The 23,708-nt window shown below is 63.9% G+C and carries 24 protein-coding genes; 9 read left to right on the top strand and 15 right to left on the bottom strand.

What is annotated here, in order from left to right:
* Positions 1-50: 50 nt before the first annotated feature.
* Complete coding sequence (locus AC04SH_RS05415; RefSeq protein WP_112560245.1) at positions 51-479, top strand: Lrp/AsnC family transcriptional regulator; 429 nt, start codon at positions 51-53, stop codon at positions 477-479.
* 106 nt (positions 480-585) lie between these two features.
* Here the strand turns inward: AC04SH_RS05415 and AC04SH_RS05410 are convergent, their stop codons facing one another.
* From AC04SH_RS05410 to AC04SH_RS05390, 5 genes are all read right to left on the bottom strand, one after another.
* Positions 586-2,616, bottom strand: coding sequence for an aldo/keto reductase (locus tag AC04SH_RS05410; protein ID WP_488574214.1), 2,031 nt, complete (start codon positions 2,614-2,616; stop codon positions 586-588).
* A gap of 30 nt (positions 2,617-2,646) precedes the next feature.
* Entirely contained in the window at positions 2,647-3,726 is a 1,080-nt protein-coding gene (locus tag AC04SH_RS05405) for an ABC transporter ATP-binding protein (protein ID WP_488574213.1), read from the bottom strand.
* A 13-nt stretch (positions 3,727-3,739) separates the two neighbouring features.
* Positions 3,740-4,576 (bottom strand): carbohydrate ABC transporter permease, encoded by an 837-nt coding sequence (locus tag AC04SH_RS05400; protein WP_488574212.1) that lies wholly within the window; start codon positions 4,574-4,576, stop codon positions 3,740-3,742.
* Between the two features lie 13 nt (positions 4,577-4,589).
* A complete protein-coding gene (locus tag AC04SH_RS05395) occupies positions 4,590-5,450 on the bottom strand; it encodes a carbohydrate ABC transporter permease (RefSeq protein ID WP_488574211.1) in 861 nt (286 codons plus the stop codon).
* Positions 5,451-5,769: 319 nt separating this feature from the next.
* Positions 5,770-7,038, bottom strand: coding sequence for an ABC transporter substrate-binding protein (locus AC04SH_RS05390; protein ID WP_488574210.1), 1,269 nt, complete (start codon positions 7,036-7,038; stop codon positions 5,770-5,772).
* 106 nt (positions 7,039-7,144) lie between these two features.
* On the opposite strand from AC04SH_RS05390, the gene AC04SH_RS05385 reads away from it, so the two are divergent.
* Positions 7,145-8,026, top strand: a complete 882-nt coding sequence (locus tag AC04SH_RS05385) for a helix-turn-helix domain-containing protein (RefSeq protein WP_488574209.1) — start codon at positions 7,145-7,147, stop codon at positions 8,024-8,026.
* Positions 8,027-8,137: 111 nt separating this feature from the next.
* On the opposite strand, the gene AC04SH_RS05380 is transcribed toward AC04SH_RS05385, so the two are convergent.
* Both AC04SH_RS05380 and AC04SH_RS05375 read right to left on the bottom strand, forming a co-directional pair.
* Positions 8,138-8,446, bottom strand: coding sequence for a DUF1236 domain-containing protein (locus AC04SH_RS05380; RefSeq protein ID WP_477232381.1), 309 nt, complete (start codon positions 8,444-8,446; stop codon positions 8,138-8,140).
* A gap of 591 nt (positions 8,447-9,037) precedes the next feature.
* Positions 9,038-9,940: a LysR family transcriptional regulator gene (locus AC04SH_RS05375; RefSeq protein ID WP_488574208.1), complete on the bottom strand. Its 903-nt coding sequence runs from the start codon at positions 9,938-9,940 to the stop codon at positions 9,038-9,040.
* A gap of 394 nt (positions 9,941-10,334) precedes the next feature.
* Between AC04SH_RS05375 and AC04SH_RS05370 the strand changes: the two genes are divergently transcribed.
* A complete protein-coding gene (locus AC04SH_RS05370) occupies positions 10,335-11,216 on the top strand; it encodes an NmrA family NAD(P)-binding protein (protein ID WP_488574207.1) in 882 nt (293 codons plus the stop codon).
* A gap of 53 nt (positions 11,217-11,269) precedes the next feature.
* Here the strand turns inward: AC04SH_RS05370 and AC04SH_RS05365 are convergent, their stop codons facing one another.
* From AC04SH_RS05365 to AC04SH_RS05355, 3 genes are read right to left on the bottom strand one after another with little or no spacing between them, the layout of a single operon-like run.
* Positions 11,270-12,661, bottom strand: a complete 1,392-nt coding sequence (locus tag AC04SH_RS05365) for a HAMP domain-containing sensor histidine kinase (RefSeq protein ID WP_488574206.1) — start codon at positions 12,659-12,661, stop codon at positions 11,270-11,272.
* Between the two features lie 4 nt (positions 12,662-12,665).
* Positions 12,666-13,046 (bottom strand): YkvA family protein, encoded by a 381-nt coding sequence (locus AC04SH_RS05360; RefSeq protein WP_488574255.1) that lies wholly within the window; start codon positions 13,044-13,046, stop codon positions 12,666-12,668.
* A gap of 57 nt (positions 13,047-13,103) precedes the next feature.
* Positions 13,104-13,781: a winged helix-turn-helix domain-containing protein gene (locus AC04SH_RS05355; protein WP_477232386.1), complete on the bottom strand. Its 678-nt coding sequence runs from the start codon at positions 13,779-13,781 to the stop codon at positions 13,104-13,106.
* Positions 13,782-13,965: 184 nt separating this feature from the next.
* Between AC04SH_RS05355 and AC04SH_RS05350 the strand changes: the two genes are divergently transcribed.
* The gene (locus AC04SH_RS05350; protein WP_488574205.1) at positions 13,966-14,598 is read left to right on the top strand and encodes a methyltransferase family protein; all 633 of its coding nucleotides are present in this window, start codon (positions 13,966-13,968) and stop codon (positions 14,596-14,598) included.
* On the opposite strand, the gene AC04SH_RS05345 is transcribed toward AC04SH_RS05350, so the two are convergent.
* Positions 14,592-14,807 (bottom strand): hypothetical protein, encoded by a 216-nt coding sequence (locus tag AC04SH_RS05345; protein WP_488574204.1) that lies wholly within the window; start codon positions 14,805-14,807, stop codon positions 14,592-14,594. The two genes, AC04SH_RS05350 and AC04SH_RS05345, sit on opposite strands and share 7 nt — an antisense overlap.
* Entirely contained in the window at positions 14,804-15,553 is a 750-nt protein-coding gene (locus AC04SH_RS05340; protein ID WP_488574203.1) for a COG4280 domain-containing protein, read from the bottom strand. The genes AC04SH_RS05345 and AC04SH_RS05340 overlap by 4 nt, the downstream gene beginning before the upstream one ends.
* Positions 15,554-15,843: 290 nt before the next feature.
* On the opposite strand from AC04SH_RS05340, the gene AC04SH_RS05335 reads away from it, so the two are divergent.
* From AC04SH_RS05335 to AC04SH_RS05320, 4 genes are all read left to right on the top strand, one after another.
* Positions 15,844-16,752 carry a substrate-binding domain-containing protein gene (locus AC04SH_RS05335; protein WP_488574254.1) on the top strand — a complete coding sequence of 303 codons (909 nt, stop codon included), beginning with the start codon at positions 15,844-15,846 and terminating at the stop codon, positions 16,750-16,752.
* Positions 16,753-16,952: 200 nt separating this feature from the next.
* Positions 16,953-18,452 carry a sugar ABC transporter ATP-binding protein gene (locus AC04SH_RS05330; RefSeq protein WP_488574202.1) on the top strand — a complete coding sequence of 500 codons (1,500 nt, stop codon included), beginning with the start codon at positions 16,953-16,955 and terminating at the stop codon, positions 18,450-18,452.
* A complete protein-coding gene (locus AC04SH_RS05325) occupies positions 18,449-19,465 on the top strand; it encodes an ABC transporter permease (protein ID WP_488574201.1) in 1,017 nt (338 codons plus the stop codon). The genes AC04SH_RS05330 and AC04SH_RS05325 overlap by 4 nt, the downstream gene beginning before the upstream one ends.
* Before the next feature lie 90 nt (positions 19,466-19,555).
* Positions 19,556-20,557, top strand: a complete 1,002-nt coding sequence (locus AC04SH_RS05320; protein WP_477232393.1) for a LacI family DNA-binding transcriptional regulator — start codon at positions 19,556-19,558, stop codon at positions 20,555-20,557.
* Positions 20,558-20,857: 300 nt separating this feature from the next.
* On the opposite strand, the gene ocd is transcribed toward AC04SH_RS05320, so the two are convergent.
* Positions 20,858-21,916 (bottom strand): ornithine cyclodeaminase, encoded by a 1,059-nt coding sequence (gene ocd, locus AC04SH_RS05315; protein ID WP_488574200.1) that lies wholly within the window; start codon positions 21,914-21,916, stop codon positions 20,858-20,860.
* Positions 21,913-22,848, bottom strand: coding sequence for an arginase (rocF, locus tag AC04SH_RS05310; protein WP_488574199.1), 936 nt, complete (start codon positions 22,846-22,848; stop codon positions 21,913-21,915). Before rocF ends, ocd begins: the two co-directional genes overlap by 4 nt.
* A 132-nt stretch (positions 22,849-22,980) precedes the next feature.
* Here rocF and AC04SH_RS05305 point away from each other — a divergent pair, with 132 nt between their 5' ends.
* The gene (locus AC04SH_RS05305; RefSeq protein ID WP_112560188.1) at positions 22,981-23,421 is read left to right on the top strand and encodes an Lrp/AsnC family transcriptional regulator; all 441 of its coding nucleotides are present in this window, start codon (positions 22,981-22,983) and stop codon (positions 23,419-23,421) included.
* A gap of 14 nt (positions 23,422-23,435) precedes the next feature.
* Here the strand turns inward: AC04SH_RS05305 and AC04SH_RS05300 are convergent, their stop codons facing one another.
* The gene (locus AC04SH_RS05300) at positions 23,436-23,618 is read right to left on the bottom strand and encodes a hypothetical protein (protein WP_488574198.1); all 183 of its coding nucleotides are present in this window, start codon (positions 23,616-23,618) and stop codon (positions 23,436-23,438) included.
* Between the last annotated feature and the right edge of the window lie 90 nt (positions 23,619-23,708).

Raw genomic sequence — 23,708 nt, 5'->3', positions numbered from 1 at the left:
GTTCGAAACGAAGTACCCTATTGAGCAATATGCTGACAAGGATCGTCGAAATGCTCAGCGACGCCGAACAAAAGCTGCTTTCGCTGCTGCGCGCCAATGCCCGCGCGTCGACCGCGGAGCTGGCACGCCAGCTCGGCGTGTCGCGCACTACGGTGCAAAGCCGGATCGAGCGGCTGGAACAGCGCGGCATCATCACCGGCTATGGCGTGCGGCTGGCGCCGGACTATGAGCAGGGGCTGGTGCGGGCGCATGTGCTGCTCACCGTCACGCCGAAACTCGCCGACAAGGTGGTGCGCGCTTTACAGGCCCTGCCGCCGGTGAGGACATTGCATTCGGTAAGCGGCAATTTCGACATGATCGTCATCGTCGACGCGCCGTCGATAAGGGATCTGGATGCGCTGCTGGACGAGATCGGGGCGATGGACGGGGTCGAGCGGACGTCGTCGTCGATCATTTTGTCGACGCGGATTGATCGGTAGCAGCGATGCGTCGGCGGGACGCATGAGCTGCTGATCTCCCCCGCAAGGGGGGAGATCAGCTGTCGCCCTGGCTTTTCGCCAATCTCCAAACTCTAAGCGGGCAGCGCTAAGCCCTGCGCCTTTCCGGCCCATTATCCAGCCACGCCACATCCTCCGCCGACAGCTTGATATCCAGCGCCTTCAAACTGTCCTCCAGCTCGTCCAGCGTGCGCGGACCGATCAATGGCACGGATGGGAAAGGCTGCGCCAGGACATAGGCCAGCGCGACGTGGATCGGGCTTTTGCCCAGCCGTTGCGCCAGCTCGATCGCGCGGTCGCGGCGGCCAAAATTTTTCTCGGAATACCAGACCCGCACCAGCTCCTCATTGTCCTGCTTGTCGCGGCCGGCGCGGTCGGTGAAGAAGCCGCGGCCCTGGCTCGACCAGGCGAAGTTCGGCATCTGCCGCTTCGTCAACCATGCCTTCCAGTCGTCGGTGGATGAGGTGATGCATCCGGCCCAGATCGGCTCCAGCATCTCGGCCAGCGAGAAATTGTTGGAGAGCGCGCCGGGCTTCTGCTTGCCGTTTTTCTCGGCATAGGCGATCGCCTCGTCCATGCGCGCCATCGTCCAGTTCGAGCCGCCGAACGGACCGCGGATGCGACCGGCCTTGGCTTCGGCGTCCATGGCGTCGACGAACTCGCCGACCGGCACGTCCGGATTGTCGCGGTGCATGAAATAGATGTCGACATGGTCGGTCTGCAGCCGGTCCAGCGACTGGGCGAGTTGCTTGCCGATGACATCGGGATAGCAGAGCGGCGAGTGTGCGCCCTTGGCAATGATCACCGACTGTTCGCGCACGCCACGGCTTTTCAGCCACTGGCCGAGCAGCGTCTCGGTGTAGCCGGCGCCGTAGACATAGCCGGTGTCGAACAGATTGCCGCCGGCCTCGAAGAATGCGTCGAGCAGGATCGAGCCCGAGGAGAAGGTGCGGAAATCCTCGAAGCCGAGCGCCACCACGGAGGCCGGTTTCGACAAGCCCGGGATCTTGCGCTTGGCGATGGCGGTGCCATCGGTGCGCAGCGGCCGGCCGGAGATGGTGTTGACACGCTTAGCCGGCTTTTCGATCTCGTATTCCAGGCCGACGGCAGCGCGCCATCTGTCGAGCACTCGCAGCGTGCCGAGGCTATCGGCCCAGCCCATGCCCGGCCAGGCGAATTCCTGGTTCCCGGCCAGGATCGCCTCGCCCGCGGCGTCGACCTCGAAGGAATAGAGATGGCGGGTTTCGTTGACGCTGATGGTTTCGCGCCTGCCGTCGGCGCGGATCACGTCGATTTTGCCGAGGCCGACATCACGGTTGCCGCCGGCGAACCAGAAATCCGGCACCTCGATGCGGCCCTTGGTGCCGAGAATCGAGAGCATATTCTCCTGGTTGAGTGAGATGCTGCAGGACACCTGGGCGACGATCCCACCCGGGAAATGCAGCAGTGCCGAAGCCCATTCGTCGACGCCGGACTGGCCGAGATGGGCGGCGCCGGCAACCTTGTCCGGCTCGGCGAAGGGTTTTCCCGTCGCAGCGCCTGCGATCAGCCGCACCATCGAGACGGGATAGCCGCCAACGTCGAGAATGCCGCCGCCGGCAAGATCATTGGCGTAAAGCCGGTGCTCCGGCATGAAGCCCGGCATGGCGAAGCCGAAGCTCGACTTTATCATCCGCACTTCGCCGATGACGCCAGACTTGATCAGCTCGACCAGCTTCAGCGTCTGCGGGTGCAGCCGGTACATGAAGGCTTCGCCGAGGAAGGTGCCGGCCTTGCGCGCGGCATGGATCATGGCGTCGGCCTCGAAGGCGGTCAGCGCCAGCGGCTTTTCGCACAGAACGTGCTTGCCGGCCTCGGCCGCCTTGATCGCCCATTCGGCATGGCCGGGATGCGGGATGGCGATGTAGACGGCGTCGATATCGGGGTCGTCGAGCAGCGCCTGATAGCCGTCGAGGATGCGGGCGCCGGGAAATGTCAGGGCTAATCCCTCCTTGCCGGGGTTGCGGGCGCCGAGCGCTGCCAGCGTGCCGGTGCGCGATCCTGCTACGCCGCCGGCAAAGGCTTTGGCGATGTCGCCCGGCCCGAGGATTCCCCAACGGATGGGCGCGGTTGAAGTCATGGTCATTCTCCTTGGAAAGGCTTGAAGGGCTCAGCGCAGACGCTGGCCGTTTTCATCGAACAGATAGGATTTGCGGATGGACACGGTGATCTCTGATGTCTCGGGGACCTTCGCCGCGTCGCGCTGGATCACCAGGTCCTCGCCATGGGCGGTCCGGGCATAGATGAAGCTGGTGCCGCCGAGATGCTCGACCACGTCGATGCCGACAGTGAGGTCGGCGTCGCCCTCGCCGGCATTGCCAAAATGTTCGGGCCGCACGCCGACAATGACCTTGGCTCCGTTTTCCGAAACGGCGCCGGTCAGCGGTTGCGTGATGCGGGCCTTTTCCTCGCCGACCAGCTCGACGGTGACGCTTCTCGTGTTACGGCCGACCACGCGACCCTTGATGAAATTCATCTTCGGCGAACCGACAAAGCCGGCGACAAACTGGTTGTCGGGATTGTCGTAGAGATCGAGCGGCCGGCCGATCTGCTCGACATGGCCGCCGCGCAGCACCACGATCCGGTCGGCCAGCGTCATCGCTTCGGTCTGGTCGTGTGTGACATAGATCATCGTCGTGCCGAGCTCCTTGTGCAGGCGCGAGATCTCGACCCGCATCTGCACCCTGAGCTCTGCGTCGAGATTGCTCAGCGGCTCGTCGAACAAGAAGACTTGCGGCTCGCGCACGATGGCGCGACCGATGGCGACGCGCTGGCGCTGGCCGCCGGAGAGTTGCTTCGGCCGCCGCGCCATCAGCTCGGTTATGCGCAGGATTTCCGATGCCCGTTTCACCCGCCGTTCGGTGTCCTCCTTTGGGTTGCCGGTCATTCTGAGGCCAAAGCTGAGATTCCGCCCCACCGTCATGTGCGGGTAGAGCGCGTAGGACTGGAACACCATGGCGATGCCGCGGTCGGCCGGCTCGACATCGTTCATCACCTTGCCGCCAATGGCGATCTCGCCGCCGCTGATGTCCTCCAGCCCGGCGATCATCCGCAGCAAGGTCGACTTGCCGCAGCCGGACGGGCCGACAAAGACGACGAACTCGCCATCGGCGATATCGATGTTGGCGCCATGGATGATCTCATAGACGCCGAAGCGCTTGATGACATTGGTGAGGGTGACTGCCGCCATATCGCTATTGTCCCTACTTGACGGCGCCGGCGGCGATGCCGGCGATGAAGTGGCGCTGCAGCAGCACGAAGACGACGAGCATCGGCACGGTCAGCATGACGGCGCCGACCATCAGGCCGCCCCAGGAGACCTTGGTCAGGCCGATCAGCGTGCCGAGCGCCACCGGTGCTGTCATCGCGCCGGGCTGGCTGTTGATCAGAAGCGGCCAGAGGTAGTTGTTCCACGACGCGAGGAACAGGATGATGGCCAGTGCCGCCAGCATCGGCCGCGCCAAGGGCAATGCGACGAACAGGAAGATGCGCCATTCCTTGACGCCCTCGACCCTGGCCGCGTCGAACAGATCGTGCGGCATCATCGAAAAGGCCTGGCGCATGAACAGCACGCCGAGTGAATTGAACAAAGGCGGCACGATCAACGCCACCCAGGTGTTGGCGAGCTGGAAGTCACGCGCCACCATGATGAACTGCGGGATCAGCACCACCGCGTAAGGCAGCGTGATGGTACCGAGGATGATGGCGACGACAAAACCTTTGCCGACGAAATGGTAGCGCGCCAGCGCCCAGCCGGCCATCGAGGTCAGCAGCACCGACAGCACGGTGTAGGTCACCGCCACCGAGACCGAGATGCCGATGGCGCCGACAAAGTCGGTGTCGCGCTGCAGATTTTGGAAGTTTGCGAGGAAATTGTCGTGCGGCAGAAGTTCGATGCCGGGGCTGAAGATGCCGTTGTCGGGCATGGTCGAGAAGACGATCATCATCCACAGCGGAAACAGCCAGATCACCGCCAGCGGCGTCAGGAACAAATGCAGCAGGAGGCTGCGGCCGAGCCGGCGTTGCGACAGCGAGTTCATTTCGGCTCTCTTCTCATTTCGGCTCTCTCGTCAGCCACAGCTGCACCAGCGTGATGGCAATGGCCAGGCCCGCCATGGTGTAGGCAACGGCCGAGGCATAGCCGAAATTGAGCGAGCGGAACCCCTGGCGGTAGAGCAGCAGGCCGAGCGTCTCGGTGCCGCCGCCAGGACCGCCGCGCTCGGTGATCAGGAACGGCTCGGTGAAGAGCTGCATGGTGCCGATGATCGACAGCACCGCGCAAAAGACGATGACCGGCTTGAGCAGCGGCAGGGTGATGTAGAAGAACTGTTTGACCTTGCTGACGCGGTCGAGCGTCGCCGCCTCATAGACATCCTCGGGGATCGACTGCAGCCCGGCGAGCAGGATGATGGCGTTGTAGCCGGCCCAGCGCCAGGTCACCGCGATCATGATCAGCGCCATGGCTGGGGTGACGTTGGAGAACCAGTCGATCTTGGCCAGGCCAACGCTGTTAAGGAGCTTGTTGATGATGCCGAAATCGAGATTGAACATCAGCCGGAACACCGCGGAGTAGGCGACCTCGCCAACCACGACCGGTGCGAAGAAGGCGAAGCGGTAAAGGCCGCGCGCTTTCAACAGCGGCGAGTTCAGCAGCACCGCCATGACGATAGCCAGCGAGATCATCACCGGCACCTGGATGACGAGGATGAGCAGCGTGTTCTTCAGCGCGTTGAAGAAGGCGGGGTCGCCGATCAGCCGGCCCCAGTTGAAGGTCGGCGCAAAACGCCACGGCACGGTGCGCGTCGCCTGGAACGAGATCATGAACGAGGAAATGATCGGCCACACCCAGAAGATGGCGAAGATCAGCAGATAGGGCGTGAGGAAGCGATAGGCCGTGGCGTTCTGGTAGCGCATGGTTTCCTCCTCCTTCCTTTTGTTTGTCCTACGCCCGGAGGGGCGGTTGGTATCAATGCGGCTCGACGGTTGGCTGCATCATTTGTCGAGGCCAGCGCCGCCCCTCACCTGCCTGCCGGCATCCTCTCCCCGTATAGTGACGGGGAGAGGGGTGCTGTCATCGCCGGTTTCGCTAATCGCCAGCGTTGGCGGAATAGCGCCGAGGTCGTGGCCAGCCCCTTCTCCCCGTCACTATACGGGGAGAAGGTCCCGGCAGGGGGATGAGGGGCAGCGCCAATGGTCCGGTAAGTTGCCCATTATCTGCCTCGCCAACATCCCGTCACTTTATCGGCAATCCAGTCGCTGCCGCGATCTGGTTGGCAGCATCGTCAAGCGCCGCCTTGGCATCCGGATAGCCACCGCCGAGATATTTGGTCTGCACGGCGCGCATGATGATTTCGGCGTCGCTCTGGAACGGGGTGCCGCGGCTCGGCACCACTTTGGGCAGGGTGGCGAGAATGTCCTTCCACACCGCCTGGCCGCCCCAATAGGGCAGGCCTTCAGAGACATAGGGGTCGTCGAGCGCCGAGATCAGCGACGGCACCAGGCCGAACTCCTTCAGCATGGTGATCTGGCCCTCATTCGTCTCCAGCGTGTATTTCAGATAGGCGTAGGCCGCTTCCTTGTTCTTCGAGGCCGATGTGATGGCGAGCGACGAGCCGCCGAGATTGGCGGCGCGCGGGCCGTCGGCGGTGAGCGACGGCATCAGATAGACCCCCCACTTGCCGTTTTCGCCGGCCGATTCGGTGCGGATGGTGCCCTCATACCAGCCGCCATAGACCTGGGTGGCGACGGTGCCGGCGGTGTTGTTGGTGATCTTGGTGCCCCAGTCGGCCGACGAGATGATGCCGGCGTCCTTCATGTCCTTGATCTTGGCCAGCGTATCGACGCATTTTGGCTGGTTGACGGTAATCGACTGTCCGTCCTCGGCGAAATAACCGCAGCCCTGCTCGTTGGAGATCATGCGGAAGAATTCGGTGTCGCCATTGAAATCGGCATTGGTCATGGTGACGCCGGGATTGGCGGCCTGGATCTTCTTGCCGGCGGCAATGAAATCGTCCCAGGTCTTGATCGAGGCCGGATCGACGCCGGCCTTCTCGTAGAAGTCGCGGCGGTAGAAGGCGGCGACCGGGCCGGAATCCCACGGCATGGCGTATGCCTTGTCGCCCACTTCCAGTTCGGTGCGCTTGAAATCGGGGAATTTCTTCTGGTCGTCTGCGCTGTAGCCCAGCGTGTGCAAATCGACGAAGCAGTCGGGGAACTGGCTCCAGTAATTCTCGGCCTCGCCATTTTCGATCGAGACGATATCCGGCAGGCCGACGCCACCGGCGGCACAGCCGGCGATCGACTTGTCGTAGGTCGGCTGGTTGCCGAGGTCCTGAACGGTGACCTTGACGTCGGGATACTGCTTGTTGAAGCCGGCGATCGTCGACTTCAGCGACGAAGCGGCGATGTTCCAGCTCCAGATCGTGATTTCGCCAGACTGCGCCAAGGCCGGGCCTGAGCCCAGGCCAAGCGCCAGCGCGGCACAGATCAGTGTCGTGCGCATTGAAATCCTCCCATTTCATTTGCTCTCTCTTCGCGAGCATGGCTAAACTAAGCAGCGCGGAAGGCTTGTCCCCGACAACGGGAATAAAAAATGGGCGGAAAGTAAGATGCCGGAACGGCCGTTTTACCAGCCTGGCGCCAGCAGCGTCGAAGGCCTGCCGATGGCCTTGCAGATGTTCCACAATCACCCGCTGGTGATGCTCAAGCCGCATTGGCATGCCCAGGTCGAGGTCAATTTCATCGTCCGTGGCAGTGTGCATTACCGCATGGCCGAGCACGAGATTTCGCTGTCGGCCGGTGACATGTGCCTGTTCTGGGGCGGGCTGCCGCACCAGATGGACGATCTCTCCGACGACGCCATCTATGCCGGCGCGCATCTGCCGCTGGTGCATTTCTTCCGCCTGCATCTGCCGACGGACATCCGCCACCGGCTGATGACGGGCGCGACGCTGGTGACATCGGCCACCGACCCGGCGGACCATCACAATTTCGAGCGTTGGAATCGCTACTTCCGCTCGGGCGATCCGGCGATAACCGAGCACGCGGTGAATGAATTGTTGCTGCGGCTGGAGCGGGTGCGCTTCGAGCCCTACCGGCTGGTGCCGGAAACCGCCAGCCAGGAAACCGGCGGCCCGTTCGACCAGCAATCGCTGCGCAATGTCGGGCGCATGTGCGACTTCATCGCCGAGAATTTCCTCTACGACATAGACTGCGTCGACATCGCGGCGGCCGCCGACATCCATCCGAAATACGCCATGAACATCTTCAAGAAGTCGACCGGAATGACGCTCAACGAATATATGAACCTGTTGCGGCTGAGCTACGCGCAGGCGCTGTTGATGCATGAAGACGCCAACGTGCTGCGCGTCGCCATGGATTCAGGCTTCGGCTCGCTCAGCGCCTTCAACAAATCGTTCCGCAAGCTCGCCGGCATGTCGCCGTCGGATTTTCGCCGCGAGCGTACGAGCGCCGGATACACCGTGCTTTAGTAGGGTCCTTGCCCTTGCGGCTGTGACCGCAGGCAGACGCGAAAAACCCGCTTCCAGAGGACAGCTCTGGAAGCGGGTCGTCAGCGACCGGAAGACATCCGGCCGAAGCTGCTACTCGATGATCTGAACGATCTTGCGCGTATCCGGGTCGACGAGGACCGCATGGTCTCCGACGACCGTATACTTGTACTTGACGTCGGGGACGTCGATTGGGTGAAGCTCGACCGTATCCGGCAGAGCAGTGCCGACGTTGAGTTCAACACCGAGCAGGCTGACCGATGCGAGCTTCTGCTTGTGGATGTATTCGCGGACCACCGTCTGCTGCTCAGGCTTAAGAACGACGACGTCGTCCGCTACGGCTGCGCCAATTCCGGCGACCAGTGCAAGACCTGCGGCGATAGTGACAAGATACTTTTTCATGACAAACCTTCCGATGTTAAGGGCTGTTTCAGAACTACGCATTGACTGCCCAAACATGAAACTCTGTCAGATATCTATTGTTCCGTAAGCTTGCTGATTATTGGTGCTGTGCTCCGGCAACTAATCGCTACCGTTGGCGGCTGCCCGCCCGATCGTTCGTCGAGCGCCCCTCACAATCGGGCCTCTGAGCGGCCGACTGGGCAATTACGCAAGCCAGAAGCCGGCGAAAAGAACCGTCAAGATAAGCGAGGCGGGCACAGCAAGAAGCCACCGAGCTTCCATGACGCTGGTGTTTCGATCATCCATTGCCTTCGCTCCCTGTTAGCCGACTTTACTGGAAGCAGAACGGCGCCCCGGTGCGATCGTTCCGCCTGTGGACTACGGTCCCAGGAGGCATCAGACTGAAGTCTTAACGTCACAGGCAGAGGGCCGGGTGCGGCAACCAACGCCTTTGCCGATACATTGGCGACGCGCGGCCGAGCGTCAGTGCCTTCGCCGGCGCGAATCCCTATCCCAGCGCCAACTGCTCGTTGCACCGATGACGACCGTCAGGCCGGATGACCATCCTCGGGCGCCACGGCAGGTCGGCGATCACGCCAGGACAGCAATTTCCTGGATGAAGTCCAGAAGCGCCCGGACCTTGGCCGGCGGCAGGTGGCGCGAGGGATGATAGGCGTAGAGCGGAAAGCGTTCTTCCGACCATTCCGGCAGGATTTGAACAAGCTCGCCTCGCGACAGGAAGGGCGCTAGGCCGATCGCGAGGCTCTGGAAGATGCCTTGACCGGCCAGGCAGGCGGCCATCGCCGCCGAAGGGTCATCCATGACCAGGCGGCTGGAGACCTTGACTTCGCTGACCTCCGCGCCGCGCTGGAACTCCCAGCCAAACGGCCGGCCGGTCTGCGGATCCCGGAAGAGGATCGTTTCGTGGTGAACGAGGTCATACGGCGATTGCGGTTCGCCGTGCTTTTCGAGATAGGCCGGCGCGGCAACCGTCAGGACACGGGTCTCCAGCAGCTTGCGCACGATGAGGGATGACGCATCGGGTGGGCCGAAGCGCACCGCCACATCCATGCCAGCCATCATCTCCTCGCGGTAGTTGCTGGTGGAGAAATCGACCGAGAGCAAGGGGTAGCGGGCAAGAAACTGCTGCAGCTTCGGCGCCAGCACCATGCGCGCGAACCATGGGTCCACCGAGACGCGCAGCCGGCCGCGCATGACCGCCGCGGCGCCCGCGGCCTCGGCGGCCGCCTCATCCAGGCCGGCAAGAAGCGGCATCACCTGCGTGTGGAAGCGGCGTCCTTCCTCGGTGAGGCTGACCCCGCGTGGATTGCGGTCGAACAGCCGCACGCCGACCCGCGCCTCCAGACGCGCGACGGCCCGGCTGACCGCCGAAGGTGTCAGGCCGAGCATCTCCGCGGCGCGGGCGAAATTCCCGGCCTCCGCCACCGCTGCAAGGACGCCGACGCCGGTCAGCAGCCGCGTGTCGAAAGCCATTTCGATCCCCCTTCCGCCCGGCAGCTGCCCGACCAGCCCTCCATCGGCGGCCGCGAGAAGTGAATTTGAGTCACTATAGCACTGACTTTAATGCGCGTGAATCACGCCTGTGTGCGGCCTACAACTCCGGCATCACCGCGGGCGGCCGAGCAAGCCGTGTTTGCTTCGATCCGGAAGGAGCAGCCATGAACGACCTCACACGCGCAGAAGGGCCGGCCTGCTCAATTGCTACTTCTGGCTCGACCCGGTGAGCCAAGTCACCGGCACGCTCTTCACCAAGGTCCTGCCCTTCTACGACGAGCGGGTCGTCGCGGTCTACGGCGAATTCGAGCGCGGCCTTTATGCCGGGCTCGCCTGAGCCAAAGCGAAAACATCAACTTTCTGGAGACCCATCATGTATGCAATCACCGGCATTACCGGCAAGGTCGGCGGCGCGCTGGCGCGCAACCTTCTGGCCGAAGGACAGCCCGTCCGCGCCGTTCTGCGCGACGCGGCCAAGGCGAATGAGTGGCGAGACCTGGGCTGCGACATCGCCCTCGCCGAGATGGAGGACGCGGCAAGCCTAACGTCAGCCTTCACGGGTGCCGCGGGCGTCTTCATCCTGCCGCCCCCCGAGTTCGACCCGGAGCCCGGCTTTCCCGAGGCCAGGCGTGTCATCGCGGCCGTGACGGCGGCCCTGGCCAAGGCCCGCCCCGGCAAGGTCGTCTACCTTTCGACCATCGGCGCGGATGCGCCGCACGAAAACCTGCTGACCCAGCACACGCTGATGGAACAGTCACTGCGGGAAATCGGGCTTCCGGTCACTTTGCTGAGGCCCGCCTGGTTCATGGAGAACGCGCTCTGGGACGTTGCCTCGGCGCGCGACGAAGGCGTGCTGCGCAGCTTCCTGCAGCCGGCCGACAGACCGCTGCCGATGGTCGCGACGCAAGATGTCGGGTGGTTGGCTGCCACGCTGCTCCAGCAGGAGTGGAGCGGGACGCGGGTCGTCGAGCTGGAGGGGCCCGTGCGCGTGTCGCCAAATGATATCGCCCGCGCCTTTACCGCTGCACTGGAGCGCACGGTCCGGGTCGAGACGGTGCCCCGCGAGAGCTGGGAGCAGATTTTTCGTGCCCAGGGAATGCGAAATCCATTGCCGCGGATGCGCATGCTCGACGGCTTCAACGAGGGATGGATCGACTTCGGCGAGTACGGTCGATCGGCGGTCAAAGGGGTGACGACCCTCGACAGCATCATCGCCGAACTCGTCATGGCGAGCAGGGGCAAAGCAGCCGCCTGACTCCATCATCACACAGGGCACCGGAGTGGGACGCCCTGGTGGGACGTCAGGATCTAGGCAGTCGACGAGGCCAGCGATGCCTTTGCTGCAGGGAAACCGACAATCACCGCCAGGCCGGGATGGCGCTCCTCAAGCGCGATTGATGCGCCATGCAGGTCGGCGATGGCCCGCACCAGGCTGAGGCCTAGTCCGCTGCCGGGCGTGGTGCGGCTGGTGTCCAGCCGGTAGAGCCGCTGGAACACCTTTTCGCGCTCCTCGGCCGGGATGCCGGGGCCATTGTCGGCGACCTCAGCCAGAATGTGATCGGCCCGCCGCGTCACGGATAGGCGGATAGTCGTGCCCTTCGGGCAATGCCGCAGCGCGTTTTCCACCAGATTGGCGAACAATTGCGTCAACAAATCGCGATCGCCGTGGATCAGGCATCGACTGTCTTGCGAAATCTCCGCCGACAGCGACTTGCCATCGTCATCGGCGACGTCGGCGTAAATCTCGCCGATGCTTTCGACGACGCCGTTGAGGTCGAGATCGACAAAGCGCGCCTTGCGGGCGCCGGCCTCGATCTGGGCAATGCGCAACAGCGCATCGAAGGTCTCGTTGATCTGCAGGCTTTCTTCGCGTGCCTCCGCCAGCTCGTCGGCAACGGCCTCGCCCCGCGTCGTCTTGTCGGCGGCCGACTCGAGAATCATTTGCAGCCGGTTGAGCGGCGTCTTCAGGTCGTGCGCGATGTCGGCGCTGACCTGGCGCATGCCGTCGACAAGGGATGCCAGCCGTTCCAGCGCGGCGTTCACCTGCGAGGAGACGCCGTCAATGTCGTCGCCATTGCCGAGCAGCGGAATGCGGGCGTCGAGCCGGCCGTTGGAGACGTCGACCATGGTGGCGGCAATGCCGTCGAGGCGGCGTTGCACCCGCGACGCCAGCAAGGCACCGCCGGCCATCCCAAGGCCCGAGATAATCAAGGTTGCCCAGCCGAAGCTCATCAGCACGATCCTCTCCAGCTCTTCGGTTTCAGAGAGCGAGAAGGCAACCGTCAGGCTGTTTGGCCCGACCGAACCGGACCAGGCGCGGTACAGGGTGCCGGCTGCCACGCCCGGCAGGGAAGCGGCAAAATCCGAAAAGCCGTCGGGAAGGTCGGCCGCGGTGAAGTTCCCGGCCAGGCGATTGCCATTGCTGTCGGTCAGCGAAAACAGCTGCTCCTTCTTGGGGCTGAGGGCGGCATGGCTGTCGACCGACAGGACCAGATCCTCCTGGTCGCTTTGCGAATAGGTGACCGCGACGACGGAATAGGTCTCCTTGATCCCCTCGTCCAACCGCTCGGCAAGCTCGGCGCTCATCAGCTGGTAGACGACGGCGCCCGACAGGATGAAGGCGAGCACGAACAGCAAGGCAAAGGTGAGCGCGAGCCGGAACGGCGTGCTGCGCAGCAGGCTGGCGCTTGTTTCCTTCATCGCTTCAGGCGGACTTCGGCCAGAACAGCCATAGCAACGCCAGCACCGCCAATATCCAGACAGCAATCATGAAGACCAGTCCGGCCTTGCCAACCGGCCTGGCGCGGCGCTCGGCCGCATCACGGAATTCCTGCATGAGACCGGCTGGCACCAGCTTGACCGCAAGCATGATGCCGAGCGGGACGATAAGCAGATCATCCAGATAGCCGATGACCGGGATAAAATCAGGAATGAGGTCGATAGGGCTCAGAGCATAGGCCGCAACCGCTCCGGCAGCGGCCTTTGCGTACCAGGGCACACGAGGATCGCGGGCGGCAAGCCACAATGCCACCGTGTCGCGCGTGATGCCGCGCGCCCATCGCTTTGCAGAGTCCAGCATCGACATATCGCTCATATACGTACAGCCAGTTGGACGTGCGAGATGCGATCGAGCATGGCCCATTCAACTCGGCGCGCGCACGCTGTAGCCGGTGTTGCGGACGGTGTGGATCAGCGGCACCTCGAACGGCCGATCGACCTTCGCCCGCAGCCGGCTGATATGGGTTTCGACGACGCTGGTCTTGGGGTCGAAATGGAAATCCCACACCCGTTCCAGAAGCATGGTGCGGGTGATGACGCGGCCCTCGCCGCGCATCAGCACTTCGAGCAGGCTGAATTCGCGCGGCTGCAGGTCGATCGCCTGGCCCTGCCTGGTAACGCGGCGCTGGATCAGGTCCATTTCGAGATCGGCGATGCGCAGCGTGGTTTTCTGCTCCTGGGCTGCCGGGCGGCGGCCGAGCGCGTTGATGCGGGCGAGCAGTTCGGAAAAGGCGAAAGGCTTGACCAGATAATCGTCGCCGCCGGCCTCGAGCCCCTCGACGCGGTCGTCGACACCGCCGACCGAGGTCAGAAAGATCGCCGGCGTGCGCACGCCAGCCGCGCGCACCGCCTTGATCATCGACAGGCCGTCGAGGCCAGGCAACATGCGGTCGGCGACGATCACGTCGTAGGCATTGCGGGTCACTGCCACCAGCCCGTCGCGGCCATCGCGCAGCAGGTCGCAAATATGGCCGGCTTCGCTCAGGCCCTTGACGACATAGTCGGCCGTGCGCGGGTCGTCCTCGACGAGAAGAAGGCGCATTGTTGCTCCAATCGCTGGCCATTGGCGCCCGCTCTAATGCCCTGTTTTGGCGCAATTCCGGCCGAAAAGCCGTTTCATGCTTTTTCCTGGAATCATCGGTTGGCGCCTCGCCATCGCCGCACGGAAGAGCTAGTGGATGGCGAGACACCGGCGCGATGGGCCCTGCCGGAGAGCAGGAACGATGATGAGCGACGCTCCCCCCAAGCCGGCGGCGAAGGCGTTCGACCAGCACAAGCGGCTGATCGTCATACAGATGGCCGCAGTCCTCGCCATTGCGCCGCTGTTATTCGCCAAGCCCTTTTTCGTCGAAGGCTCGGAGGGGCACGAATACGTCGAAACGCTGGGTATGGGCTTCGTGCTGGTCTGTTTCCTCGGCCGCCTGTGGAGCATTCTCTATGTCGGCGGCAGGAAGAACGAAGAGCTGGTCACCATCGGCCCGTTCTCGATGAGCCGGAACCCGCTCTATTTCTTTTCCACGGTCGGCGCCGCAGGCATCGGGTTGATGTATGGCTCGGTGCTGGTGGCAGCGGCGCTGGCTCTGGTGAGCTACCTTGTGTTCCGGGCGACGGCGCGCAAGGAAGCCGAGTTCCTGTTTGGAAAGTTCGGTCCCGCCTACAGCGCCTATGCCGAGCGCACGCCGCCTTTCTGGCCGAACCCGCTGCTGTTTCGCGACCAGGCGGAGCGCCGGTTTTCGACCAAGGCGTTGCGGCGGACATTCGTGGACGGGCTCTATTTCCTGGCGCTGTTCCCGGCGATCGAGACGGTCGAGCAGCTGCGGATCAGCGGCGTGCTGCCGGTGTTTTTCACCCTCTACTGACCGGAACGCCGCGCCGCACGGTGCACGCTGTAGAGCAGGATGGCGAGACAGCCCGCCAGAAGCAGGATGCCGCCGGCAAGCGGCGGCAGCGCCAGCAGCTTCACCGCCGCGGTGATCGCCACGATCAGCAGCAGCGCCAGCGTCGCCAGGCTGCCGTCGTCGATGAACATGCCGACGAGTTCCCTAAGGATGAGGCGCAGGACTTTCATCGGGCAGCTCCTTGTGCAGTCTTGGGGTCGCGCAACCAGCGCACGATGGCAAAGGACGCAACGGCAATGATGGCGAAGATGCCCAGCAGCGCCAGATCGGCGCCCGGCCAGTCGGCGCCAAGCCCTTCGCCGGTCCAGAAAATGCCGAAGCTGGTCAACATCAGGCCGACGGCGAATTTGAGTGCATTTTCCGGCACCCGCGCCAGCGGCCGATGCACCGCAAGGCCGATGACCGTCACCAGGATGAAGGCCGCCAGCGCGCCAAGGCTGGCATAGAAGGTCTGTGCATGCGCGGCGCCCACGGCAATGACGATGAACACCACCTCGACGCCTTCGAGCAGCACCGCCTTGAAAGCCGCGAGCCCGGCCAGGTAATCGGCGCGGCGATCATTGGCCTGTTGCTGCAAGGTGGCGGTTTCCTTGGAAAAGGCGGCGTCCTCGTCATGCAGGGCGATGATGCCGACACTGCGCAAAATGGCCTTTCTCAACCAGCGCATGCCAAACAGGATCAGGAGCACGCCGACGACGAACTGCAGCACGGTGATGGGAACCAGCGCCAACAACGGTCCGAAGGCCAGCACCCAAGCCGCCAGCAGCGCCAGCGCAAGGGCGGCGCCCGTCAGCGCCGGCCGCCAGCTGCGGGTGACGCCGACCGCCAACACGATGGTGAAAGCCTCGACCACTTCGACGAAGGAGGCGAGGAACGAGGCGGTCACGGTGGAAAGGACGGGCGTCAGGCCATGCATGAAGGTTTCCTGTCTGCAGGGGTCACAGGTCGGGAATCACCAGGCTGGGAATCATTGGGCGTTGGCAACGATACAGCGCTCCGGCGGCAGTCGATACGGATACGCTGTGGCATGAGTTCGACCGCAAGGCGCGAAGTTGCCGCGGCCGATATTGACACCTGGCAAAGCCAAGCACTAACCTGTGGCGTAATCGGTTACGTAACCGATTACTAGGGATCACTGAGGAGGAAATCATGAGCAAGAAAACAATTACGGACGGGCTCGGCCCGTTCTCGCGCCGCCAGTTCCTGATGACCGGCGCCATGGCCGCGGGCGCACTCGCGCTGCCGCTTGGGGCGGTCTTTGCCGCCGACAAGCCGAAGGTCGGCCTGGTCATGAAGTCGCTGGCCAATGAGTTCTTCAAGCAGATGCAGGCCGGCGCCGAGGAGTATGCCGCCAAGAACAAGGACAAGTTCGACTTCGCCGCCGTCGGCATGAAGGACGAGCGCGACTTCGCCGCGCAGGTTGACGCCATCGAGAACTTCATCACCCAGAACTACAACATCATCGTCGTCGCGCCGGCCGATTCGAAGGCCATGGTGACGCCGATCTCCAAGGCGCTGCAGGCCGGCATCAAGGTCATCAACATCGACGTCGCGCTCGATGCCGAAGCCAAGAAGAAGGCCGGCATCGACCTCGCCTTCTTCGGTCCGGACAATCGCGGCGGCGCCAAGCTTGCCGGCGATGCGCTGGGCAAGGCGCTGGGCAAGGGCGGTAAGGTCGTCATCCTCGAAGGCAACCCGGAAGCCGACAATGCCAAGGAGCGCAAGCTCGGCTTCGACGACGCGATCAAGGAGAACGGCCTCGAGCTGCTCGACTCCAAGACGGCGCATTGGGAGACCGAGGAGGCCAACACGCTGATGACCAACTTCCTTACCCAGTACCAGGACATACAGGGTGTGATGGCGGCCAATGATTCGATGGCGCTCGGTGTCGTCAAGGCGCTCGACGCGGCCGGCAAGTCGGGCCAGATCAAGGTCGTCGGCTTCGACAACATCCCGGCCGTCGGTCCGCTGCTCAAGGCGGGCAAGATGCTCGCAACGGTGGAGCAGTATGGCGCGCAGATGGCAGCCATGGGCATCGATTACGGCCTGCGCGAACTTGCGGGCGAAAAGTTCTCCGGCTGGGTCAAGACCGACATCAAGCTGATCACCGGCTGAGGCGAACGAAGGCGCTGGTACTCCCTCCGGCGTTTCCGCTTGTCTCATCATCGCCGCCGGCAAACTGTCGGCGGCGATGTCGATGCTCCCGCGCCGCTTTCGCGGGGTCTAACTATTTGTTTTTACGCAATTCCGGACGGAAAACCGCTGCGCACTTTTCCTGGAATTGCTTGAGAGCGCAGTTTAGGATTCCGCTGCCCATGGATGCGATTCTCTCCCTTGAAGGGGTCGGAAAGATTTTTCCCGGCGCCGTCGCGCTGAGCGACGTGTCGCTGTCGATCGCGCGCGGCGAAACCCACATCATCCTGGGCGAGAACGGCGCCGGCAAGTCGACGCTGATCAAGCTCTTGGCCGGCATCTACCAGCCGGACTCAGGCTCGATCGCCTTCAACAGCCAGCCCTATCGGCCGAAGACGCCGCATGATGCGCAACTTTCCGGCATCCGCATCGTGCATCAGGAACTCAACCTTCTGCCCTATCTCAGCATCGCCGAGAATCTGATGCTGGAAAACCTGCCGCGCCGCGCCTTCGGCATCGTCGACGGCAAGGCCCTCAACAGCCGCGCATTGGCGCTGCTGAAGGAGGTCGGCCTCGACATCGACCCGCGCACCCGCGTCGACGCGCTCGGCGTCGCGCAGATGCAGCTGGTCGAGATCGCCAAGGCGCTGAGCAATGATTCAAAGCTGCTTGTTCTCGACGAACCGACGGCGACGCTGACGCCGCCGGAGATCGAGCGGCTGTTTGCCATCATCAAGCGGCTGAAGGCCAAGGGCGTCACCATCATCTACATCTCGCACCGCCTGCACGAAGTGTTCGAGATCGGCGACCGGGTGACGGTGCTGCGCAACGGAAAACTGGTCGCGACCCGCGACCTGCAGGGCCTCACCGTGCCGGACCTGGTGCGCATGATGATCGGTCGCGACATTGCCGACGAGTACGGCTTCGATGCTTCGATCGTGCCGGGCACGGTCGCGCTCAGCGTCGCCAATCTCAAACGCAGCACCGAGACCCCTGCCATCTCCTTCGCAGTCCGCCATGGCGAGATCCTCGGCGTCGCTGGGCTGGTCGGCAGCGGCCGCACCGAGGCCATGCGGGCGCTGTTCGGGGCCGACCCGAAACTAGACGGCGTGGTCGAGATCGACGGCAAGCCGGTGGCGATCACCGCGCCCAAGGATGCAGTGCGGCACGGCTTGAGCCTGCTCACCGAAGACCGCAAGGGCCAGGGCCTGCTGCTCGACATGGCGGTAGACAAGAACATCACCATCACCGATCTGAGCAAAGTCTCGCGCAACGGGCTGCTGAACCGCAGGGCGGAGGCCGCCGCCGCCAACGACCTGGTCGGCCAGCTCAGGGTCAAGGCGAGTTCGATCGAGCAGGCGGTGCGCAATCTCTCGGGCGGCAACCAGCAGAAGGTGGTGCTGGCCAAGTGGCTGTTCAGGGGCACCTCGACGCTGATCCTCGACGAGCCGACCCGTGGCGTCGACATCGGCGCACGGCGTGAGATCTACCAGCTGCTGTGGATGCTGGCTGCGGCAAAAAAGGGCATCATCATGGTGTCGTCCGACCTGCCCGAGCTGATGGGCATGTGCCACCGCATCATCGTCTTTTCCAAAAACAAGATTGTCGGCGACGTGCCGCGCGCCGCGTTCGACCAGGAGCACATCCTGTCGCTCGCCTATCAGGAGTATGTGCGACCATGAGCGAGACGTCGCAAGTGACTGTGTCGGCGCCCGTTTCCCCGGGCCGCGCGAAATTCCTGCGCTTTCTGGTGCGCGATGCCGGCGTGCTTCTGGCGCTGGTGCTGATCACCGTGTTCTTCTCGGCGACGGCACCCTACTTCGCAACGTCGGGCAATGCGCTGAAGATCTTCGTGCAGATCGCCATCAATACGGTGCTGGCGGCCGGCATGACCTTCGTCATCCTGACCGGCGGCATCGACCTTTCGGTGGGATCGGTGCTGGCGCTGTGCACGGTGGTCGGCGCCACGGTCATGATAGACGAGAGCCTGTCGCCGGGGTTGGCGATCCTGCTGGCGCTGCTGGCGTGCATGGCCACGGGTGCAGCCTGCGGCTTCCTCAATGGCTGGATTTCGACGCGCTGGAAGATCCCGTCCTTCATCGTCACGCTCGGCATGCTCAACATGGCGGCGGGCGCGGCCCGCGTGGTCAGCGACAATTCGACCATCACCGGCCTGCCGCAGAGCTTCGTCGATTTCGGCAACCTCATCATCGGCGGCTTCCTGCCGTCGATCTTCCTGATCGCGGTGCTGGTGATCGCGGCCGGCTGGTTCGTGCTGCGCTTCACCGTCTTCGGCCGCATGATCTTCGCCGTCGGCACCAATGACGAGGCTGTTCGCCTCTCCGGCCACAATCCGGATTTCTACAAGATCGCGGCCTTCACCATCAGCGGGCTCACCGCCGGCATCGCGGCGATGGTCTATCTGTTGCGCCTCAACATCGGCAGCCCGATCGCCGGCGTCGGCTACGAGCTCAACGCGATTGCCGCCGTCATCATCGGCGGCACCAGCCTCAGCGGCGGCAAGGGCTCGATCATCGGCACGCTGGTCGGCGCGTGCATCCTGCAGGTGCTTAGCACGGGCCTGCAGCTGCTCGGCGTCGGCGACAATTTCAAGCCGATCGTGATAGGCCTTGTCATTGTGCTTGCCGTCATCCTAGACGCCTATCGGGAAAAGCTGCTGAGGGTGATCCGCTAAAGCGCGCGGCGCTTTAGCTTTTGTTTTATGCATGTCGTTTTCCCAAAACCGCTACACACTTTTGGGCGACATGCATTAGAGGGACGAACGATGACGACGATTGCCGATGTCGCGCGCCATGCCGGAGTGTCGGTTGCAACCGTCTCGCATGTGATGAACCGCACGCGCCATGTCGAGCCGGAGACGGCCGAGCGCGTGCATTCGGCCATCGCCGCTCTGCGCTACAGGCCCAACACGCTGGCCCGCAGCCTCAGGCGCGGCGAGACCAAGACCATCGGCCTGCTGTTGCCGGACAATTCCAACCCGTTCTTCGCCAGCGTGGCGCGCCAGATCGAGGATGCCGGCTTCCTTGCCGGCTATACGGTGATCCTGTGCAACTCCGACGGCAGCGCCGAGAAGGAGGAGCGTTATCTCCACGTGCTGATGGCCAAGCAGATCGACGGGCTGATCTTCGCCGGCTCGTCCGACCATGCGCGGGTGTTCTCCAACCTCCTGCCCGGCGTGCCGGCGGTGCTGCTCGACCGCGAGATCCATTCGGTCAACGTCGATACCGTGCTGGTCGATCACGATCATGGCGGCTATCTCGCCGGCCGCTATCTGGTCGGGCTCGGTCACGAGAAGATCGGCGTCATCGGCGGCCCGCGCGATTCGAGCTCCAGCCCGGCCCGTCTACGCGGCTTCGCCAGGGCGCTGCAGGAAGCCGGCCTCGACCTGCCGGCGAATGCCATAGTCGATTCCGACTATCACTTCGCCGGCGGCCGCACGGCGATGGAGCGGCTGATGGCGCAGGCACCCGGCATCACGGCGCTGTTTGCCTGCAACGATCTGATGGCCATGGGCGCGCTGACGGTGCTGCGGGCGCGGGGCCTGCGGGTTCCCGACGACATGTCGATGATCGGCTTCGACGACATTCCCTATGCCGTCACCACATGGCCGCCGCTGACGACGATCGCGCAGCCGGTCGAGAAGATCGGTACGCGCGCCGTCAGCCTGCTGCTCGCCCGCGTCGCCGAGCCGGCGGCGCATTCGCGCCGCGAAGTGCTCACGCCGGTGCTCGTCGAACGGGAGAGCTGCGCGCCGTTGCGCGGGTAGGTGCTGACAATCACCGACGCCGGCGCCGCCCCTTTAATGTACCGCTGGTCGACCCCCACTCCGTCTCGGCTTCGCCGAGACACCTCTCCCCCGATCGACGGGGTAGAGGAAAGGCGCCAAGCTTTTTGCCGTCAACGCTCGTCCAGCAAGGCTCCCTTCCTTTCCCTCCGGAGGGGGGAAAGGTGGCGCTGCGAAGCAGCGACGGATTGGGGGAACCACCTAGCAATCAAGCCTTCGGCCGATCAGTCACACCAATCACAGAAGATGTGTGCATGGCGTTTCTGGGGGAGAAGGAAAAGCTCACGCCGCCGTTTCCAACTCTGCCCTGAGCAGCATGCCGAACAGGTCGCGCGGCTCGTCGGGGTCGGCGAGCAGGTCGAGCTCCTCATAGAGGCCGGTGGCCTGGAGCTGGTCGCGGACATAGCGCAGTGCCGAGAAATCCTCCGTGGCGAAGCCGACGGAATCAAACAGCGTGATCTGTTCCGCCGTCTTGCGGCCTTCCGCCTTGCCGGTCATCACCTGCCACAGCTCGGTCACCGGATGGTCGGCGTCGAGCTGCTGGATCTCGCCCTCGATGCGCGTCTGCGGCGGGAACTCGACGAAGATGTCGGAGCGCAGCAGGATGTCGCGATGCAGCTCGGTCTTGCCGGGGCAGTCGCCGCCGACCGCGTTGATGTGGACGCCGGAGCCGACCATGTTGTCGGTAAGGATGGTGGCGTACTGCTTGTCGGCGGTCACCGTGGTGATGATGTCGACGCCTTCCACCGCATCCTGGCCGGTCGTGCAGATGGTGATGTCAAAGCCCTTGCCGGCGAGGTTGCGGATGCACTTTTCCGAAGCGGAGCGGTCGATGTCGTAGAGCCGCAGCCGGTCGATGCCGAGCAGCGCCTTGAAGGCGACGGCCTGGAACTCGGACTGGGCGCCATTGCCGATGATGGCCATGGAGCGCGAACCCTTGGGGGCCAGATATTTGGCCGCGACAGCCGAGGTTGCCGCAGTGCGCAGCGCCGTCAGGATCGTCATTTCGGTGAGCAGCATCGGATAGCCGGAGCCGACATCGGCGAGCACGCCGAAGGCGGTGACGGTCTGGCGGCCCTCGCGCATGTTCTTCGGGTGGCCGTTGACGTATTTGAAGCCGTACATCTTGCCGTCGCTGGTCGGCATCAGCTCGATGACGCCGTCATGGCTGTGCGAGGCGATGCGCGGCGTCTTGTCGAACAGCTCCCAGCGGCGGAAATCTTCTTCGATATAGGCGGCGAGTTCGGTCAGGAACCGCTCGACGCCGATGGTCAGCACCAGCTTCATCATGCGGTCGACGCTGACGAAGGGGACGATGGCAAGGCGGGAAGGCTGGGTCATGCAATGCTTCCGGAATGGCTGCGGGTCGGGCGGTCCATGATGCGGCGGCCCATCAGGCTGGCGGCGAGATCGACCATCAGCGTGGCGGTGCGGCCGCGCTCGTCGAGGAACGGGTTGAGCTCGACCAGGTCGAGGCTGGAGACCAGGCCGCTGTCGGACAGCATCTCCATCACCAGATGCGCCTCGCGGAAGGTGGCGCCGCCGGGCACGGTGGTGCCGACAGCGGGCGCGATCGAGGGGTCGAGGAAGTCGACGTCGAGGCTGACATGCAGCAGGCCGTTGGCCTCTTCGACAAGGGCGAGGAAGGCGCGCAGCAAAGGCGCAATGCCGTGCTCGTCGATGGTGCGCATGTCATGCACGGTCACGCCCGCTTCGTTCAGCGCCCGGCGCTCGGCCGGATCGACGCTGCGCAGACCCATGACGCAGATGCGGGCGGGATCGACGGCGACCGGCAAATCCGGGAAATAGCCGTTGAAGCCCGGCCGGCCGCTGGCATAGGCGAGCGGCACGCCGTGCAGGTTGCCGCTGACGGTGGTGTCGAGCGTGTGGAAATCCGGATGCGCGTCGAGCCATAGCACAAAGAGCGGCCGGCCGCGCTCGGCCGCCCGGCGCGCTATGCCTGATACCGTGCCGGCTGATATCGCGTGGTCGCCGCCAAGGAAGATCGGCATGGCCTCCTTCGAGGCCGCATAGGCGGTCTCGGCGATCGCCGCCGTCCAGGCGGAAATCTCCGGCAGCGCCTTCAGCGCAAGATTGCCATGGACGATGGCGCGCGCCGCAGCCGGCTGCACCGCGCCCCAGTCCTCGACCTCATGGCCGAGTTCGGAGAGGACCGAGACAAGCCCTGCCGTGCGCAGCGCGCTCGGCCCCATCTCGCATCCCATCCTGCCCGCGCCGTCCTGCACCGGCGCGCCAACGATCCTGCAGCGCATGGTTCTTTTGTCCTCGCAATGAATGCGTGGAATGAACCACTCCGGCCCGGCAGTTTGAACAGGCGAAATTGGCATTTCGAGAAGATTGATTTATCATTCCGCTCAGTCAGGTTGATCAAAGTGGATAGTAGTATGGACGCGCTCGACGAAAGGCTGGTTACGCTGCTCAGGCACGACGCGCGGCGCAGCATCTCCGACCTCGCGGTCGATCTCGGCGTGTCGCGCGCCACTGTCAGGGCGCGCATGGAGCGGCTGGAAAAGTCGGGTGAGATCATCGGCTACACCGTGGTGCTGCGCGCCGACGCCGTCGACCAGCGGATACGCGGCGTGATGATGATCGAGATCGAAGGCCATGCCGCCGACCGCGTGGTCCGGGCGCTCGGCGGCCTCGCCGAGGTTTCGACCATTCACACCACCAATGGCCGCTGGGACCTGGTGGTCGAGCTCGGCACGGCCTCCCTCACCGATTTCGACGCGGTGCTGAGGCGGATACGGCTGATTCCTGGAATAACCGGCAGCGAGACCAGCCTTCTGCTGGCGACGCCGCGCACGACAAGGGCGAGGCTGGCGTAGTCAGGCCGGCATGTCTACGCGAAGCTGGGGTGCGGACCTGGCGAACGGGTCGCCTGCCTGACGAAGGTCGCATTGGCCTGCGCGGCAAGCTGCTCGGCTTCGCGCCGCGTCAGCCCCATCAGCAATCGTCCTTCCACCTCCGCCGGCAGGGCTGACATCAAATCGTAGACAAGCCAGTGGTCACATGGATCTTGCATGGCTGCGAATCTCATTGGCGCTCCTCCTATCAGCGCACTTAAATTTCTGAGGCGGTCGGACCGTTCCGCTCACAATCGATAAAACTCGAT

The organism is Mesorhizobium sp. CNPSo 4688 (assembly GCF_057784295.1).
Note: the sequence above shows the minus strand (reverse complement) of the source record. Positions and strands in the feature narration are given on the sequence as shown.

Coding starts and splice junctions, on each gene's coding strand:
- AC04SH_RS05415 (WP_112560245.1), top strand. CDS start 51: ATGCTCAGCGACGCCGAACAAAAGCTGCTTTCGCTGCTGCGCGCCAAT.
- AC04SH_RS05410 (WP_488574214.1), bottom strand. CDS start 2,616: ATGACTTCAACCGCGCCCATCCGTTGGGGAATCCTCGGGCCGGGCGAC.
- AC04SH_RS05405 (WP_488574213.1), bottom strand. CDS start 3,726: ATGGCGGCAGTCACCCTCACCAATGTCATCAAGCGCTTCGGCGTCTAT.
- AC04SH_RS05400 (WP_488574212.1), bottom strand. CDS start 4,576: ATGAACTCGCTGTCGCAACGCCGGCTCGGCCGCAGCCTCCTGCTGCAT.
- AC04SH_RS05395 (WP_488574211.1), bottom strand. CDS start 5,450: ATGCGCTACCAGAACGCCACGGCCTATCGCTTCCTCACGCCCTATCTG.
- AC04SH_RS05390 (WP_488574210.1), bottom strand. CDS start 7,038: ATGCGCACGACACTGATCTGTGCCGCGCTGGCGCTTGGCCTGGGCTCA.
- AC04SH_RS05385 (WP_488574209.1), top strand. CDS start 7,145: ATGCCGGAACGGCCGTTTTACCAGCCTGGCGCCAGCAGCGTCGAAGGC.
- AC04SH_RS05380 (WP_477232381.1), bottom strand. CDS start 8,446: ATGAAAAAGTATCTTGTCACTATCGCCGCAGGTCTTGCACTGGTCGCC.
- AC04SH_RS05375 (WP_488574208.1), bottom strand. CDS start 9,940: ATGGCTTTCGACACGCGGCTGCTGACCGGCGTCGGCGTCCTTGCAGCG.
- AC04SH_RS05370 (WP_488574207.1), top strand. CDS start 10,335: ATGTATGCAATCACCGGCATTACCGGCAAGGTCGGCGGCGCGCTGGCG.
- AC04SH_RS05365 (WP_488574206.1), bottom strand. CDS start 12,661: ATGAAGGAAACAAGCGCCAGCCTGCTGCGCAGCACGCCGTTCCGGCTC.
- AC04SH_RS05360 (WP_488574255.1), bottom strand. CDS start 13,046: ATGTCGATGCTGGACTCTGCAAAGCGATGGGCGCGCGGCATCACGCGC.
- AC04SH_RS05355 (WP_477232386.1), bottom strand. CDS start 13,781: ATGCGCCTTCTTCTCGTCGAGGACGACCCGCGCACGGCCGACTATGTC.
- AC04SH_RS05350 (WP_488574205.1), top strand. CDS start 13,966: ATGAGCGACGCTCCCCCCAAGCCGGCGGCGAAGGCGTTCGACCAGCAC.
- AC04SH_RS05345 (WP_488574204.1), bottom strand. CDS start 14,807: ATGAAAGTCCTGCGCCTCATCCTTAGGGAACTCGTCGGCATGTTCATC.
- AC04SH_RS05340 (WP_488574203.1), bottom strand. CDS start 15,553: ATGCATGGCCTGACGCCCGTCCTTTCCACCGTGACCGCCTCGTTCCTC.
- AC04SH_RS05335 (WP_488574254.1), top strand. CDS start 15,844: ATGACCGGCGCCATGGCCGCGGGCGCACTCGCGCTGCCGCTTGGGGCG.
- AC04SH_RS05330 (WP_488574202.1), top strand. CDS start 16,953: ATGGATGCGATTCTCTCCCTTGAAGGGGTCGGAAAGATTTTTCCCGGC.
- AC04SH_RS05325 (WP_488574201.1), top strand. CDS start 18,449: ATGAGCGAGACGTCGCAAGTGACTGTGTCGGCGCCCGTTTCCCCGGGC.
- AC04SH_RS05320 (WP_477232393.1), top strand. CDS start 19,556: ATGACGACGATTGCCGATGTCGCGCGCCATGCCGGAGTGTCGGTTGCA.
- ocd (WP_488574200.1), bottom strand. CDS start 21,916: ATGACCCAGCCTTCCCGCCTTGCCATCGTCCCCTTCGTCAGCGTCGAC.
- rocF (WP_488574199.1), bottom strand. CDS start 22,848: ATGCGCTGCAGGATCGTTGGCGCGCCGGTGCAGGACGGCGCGGGCAGG.
- AC04SH_RS05305 (WP_112560188.1), top strand. CDS start 22,981: ATGGACGCGCTCGACGAAAGGCTGGTTACGCTGCTCAGGCACGACGCG.
- AC04SH_RS05300 (WP_488574198.1), bottom strand. CDS start 23,618: ATGCAAGATCCATGTGACCACTGGCTTGTCTACGATTTGATGTCAGCC.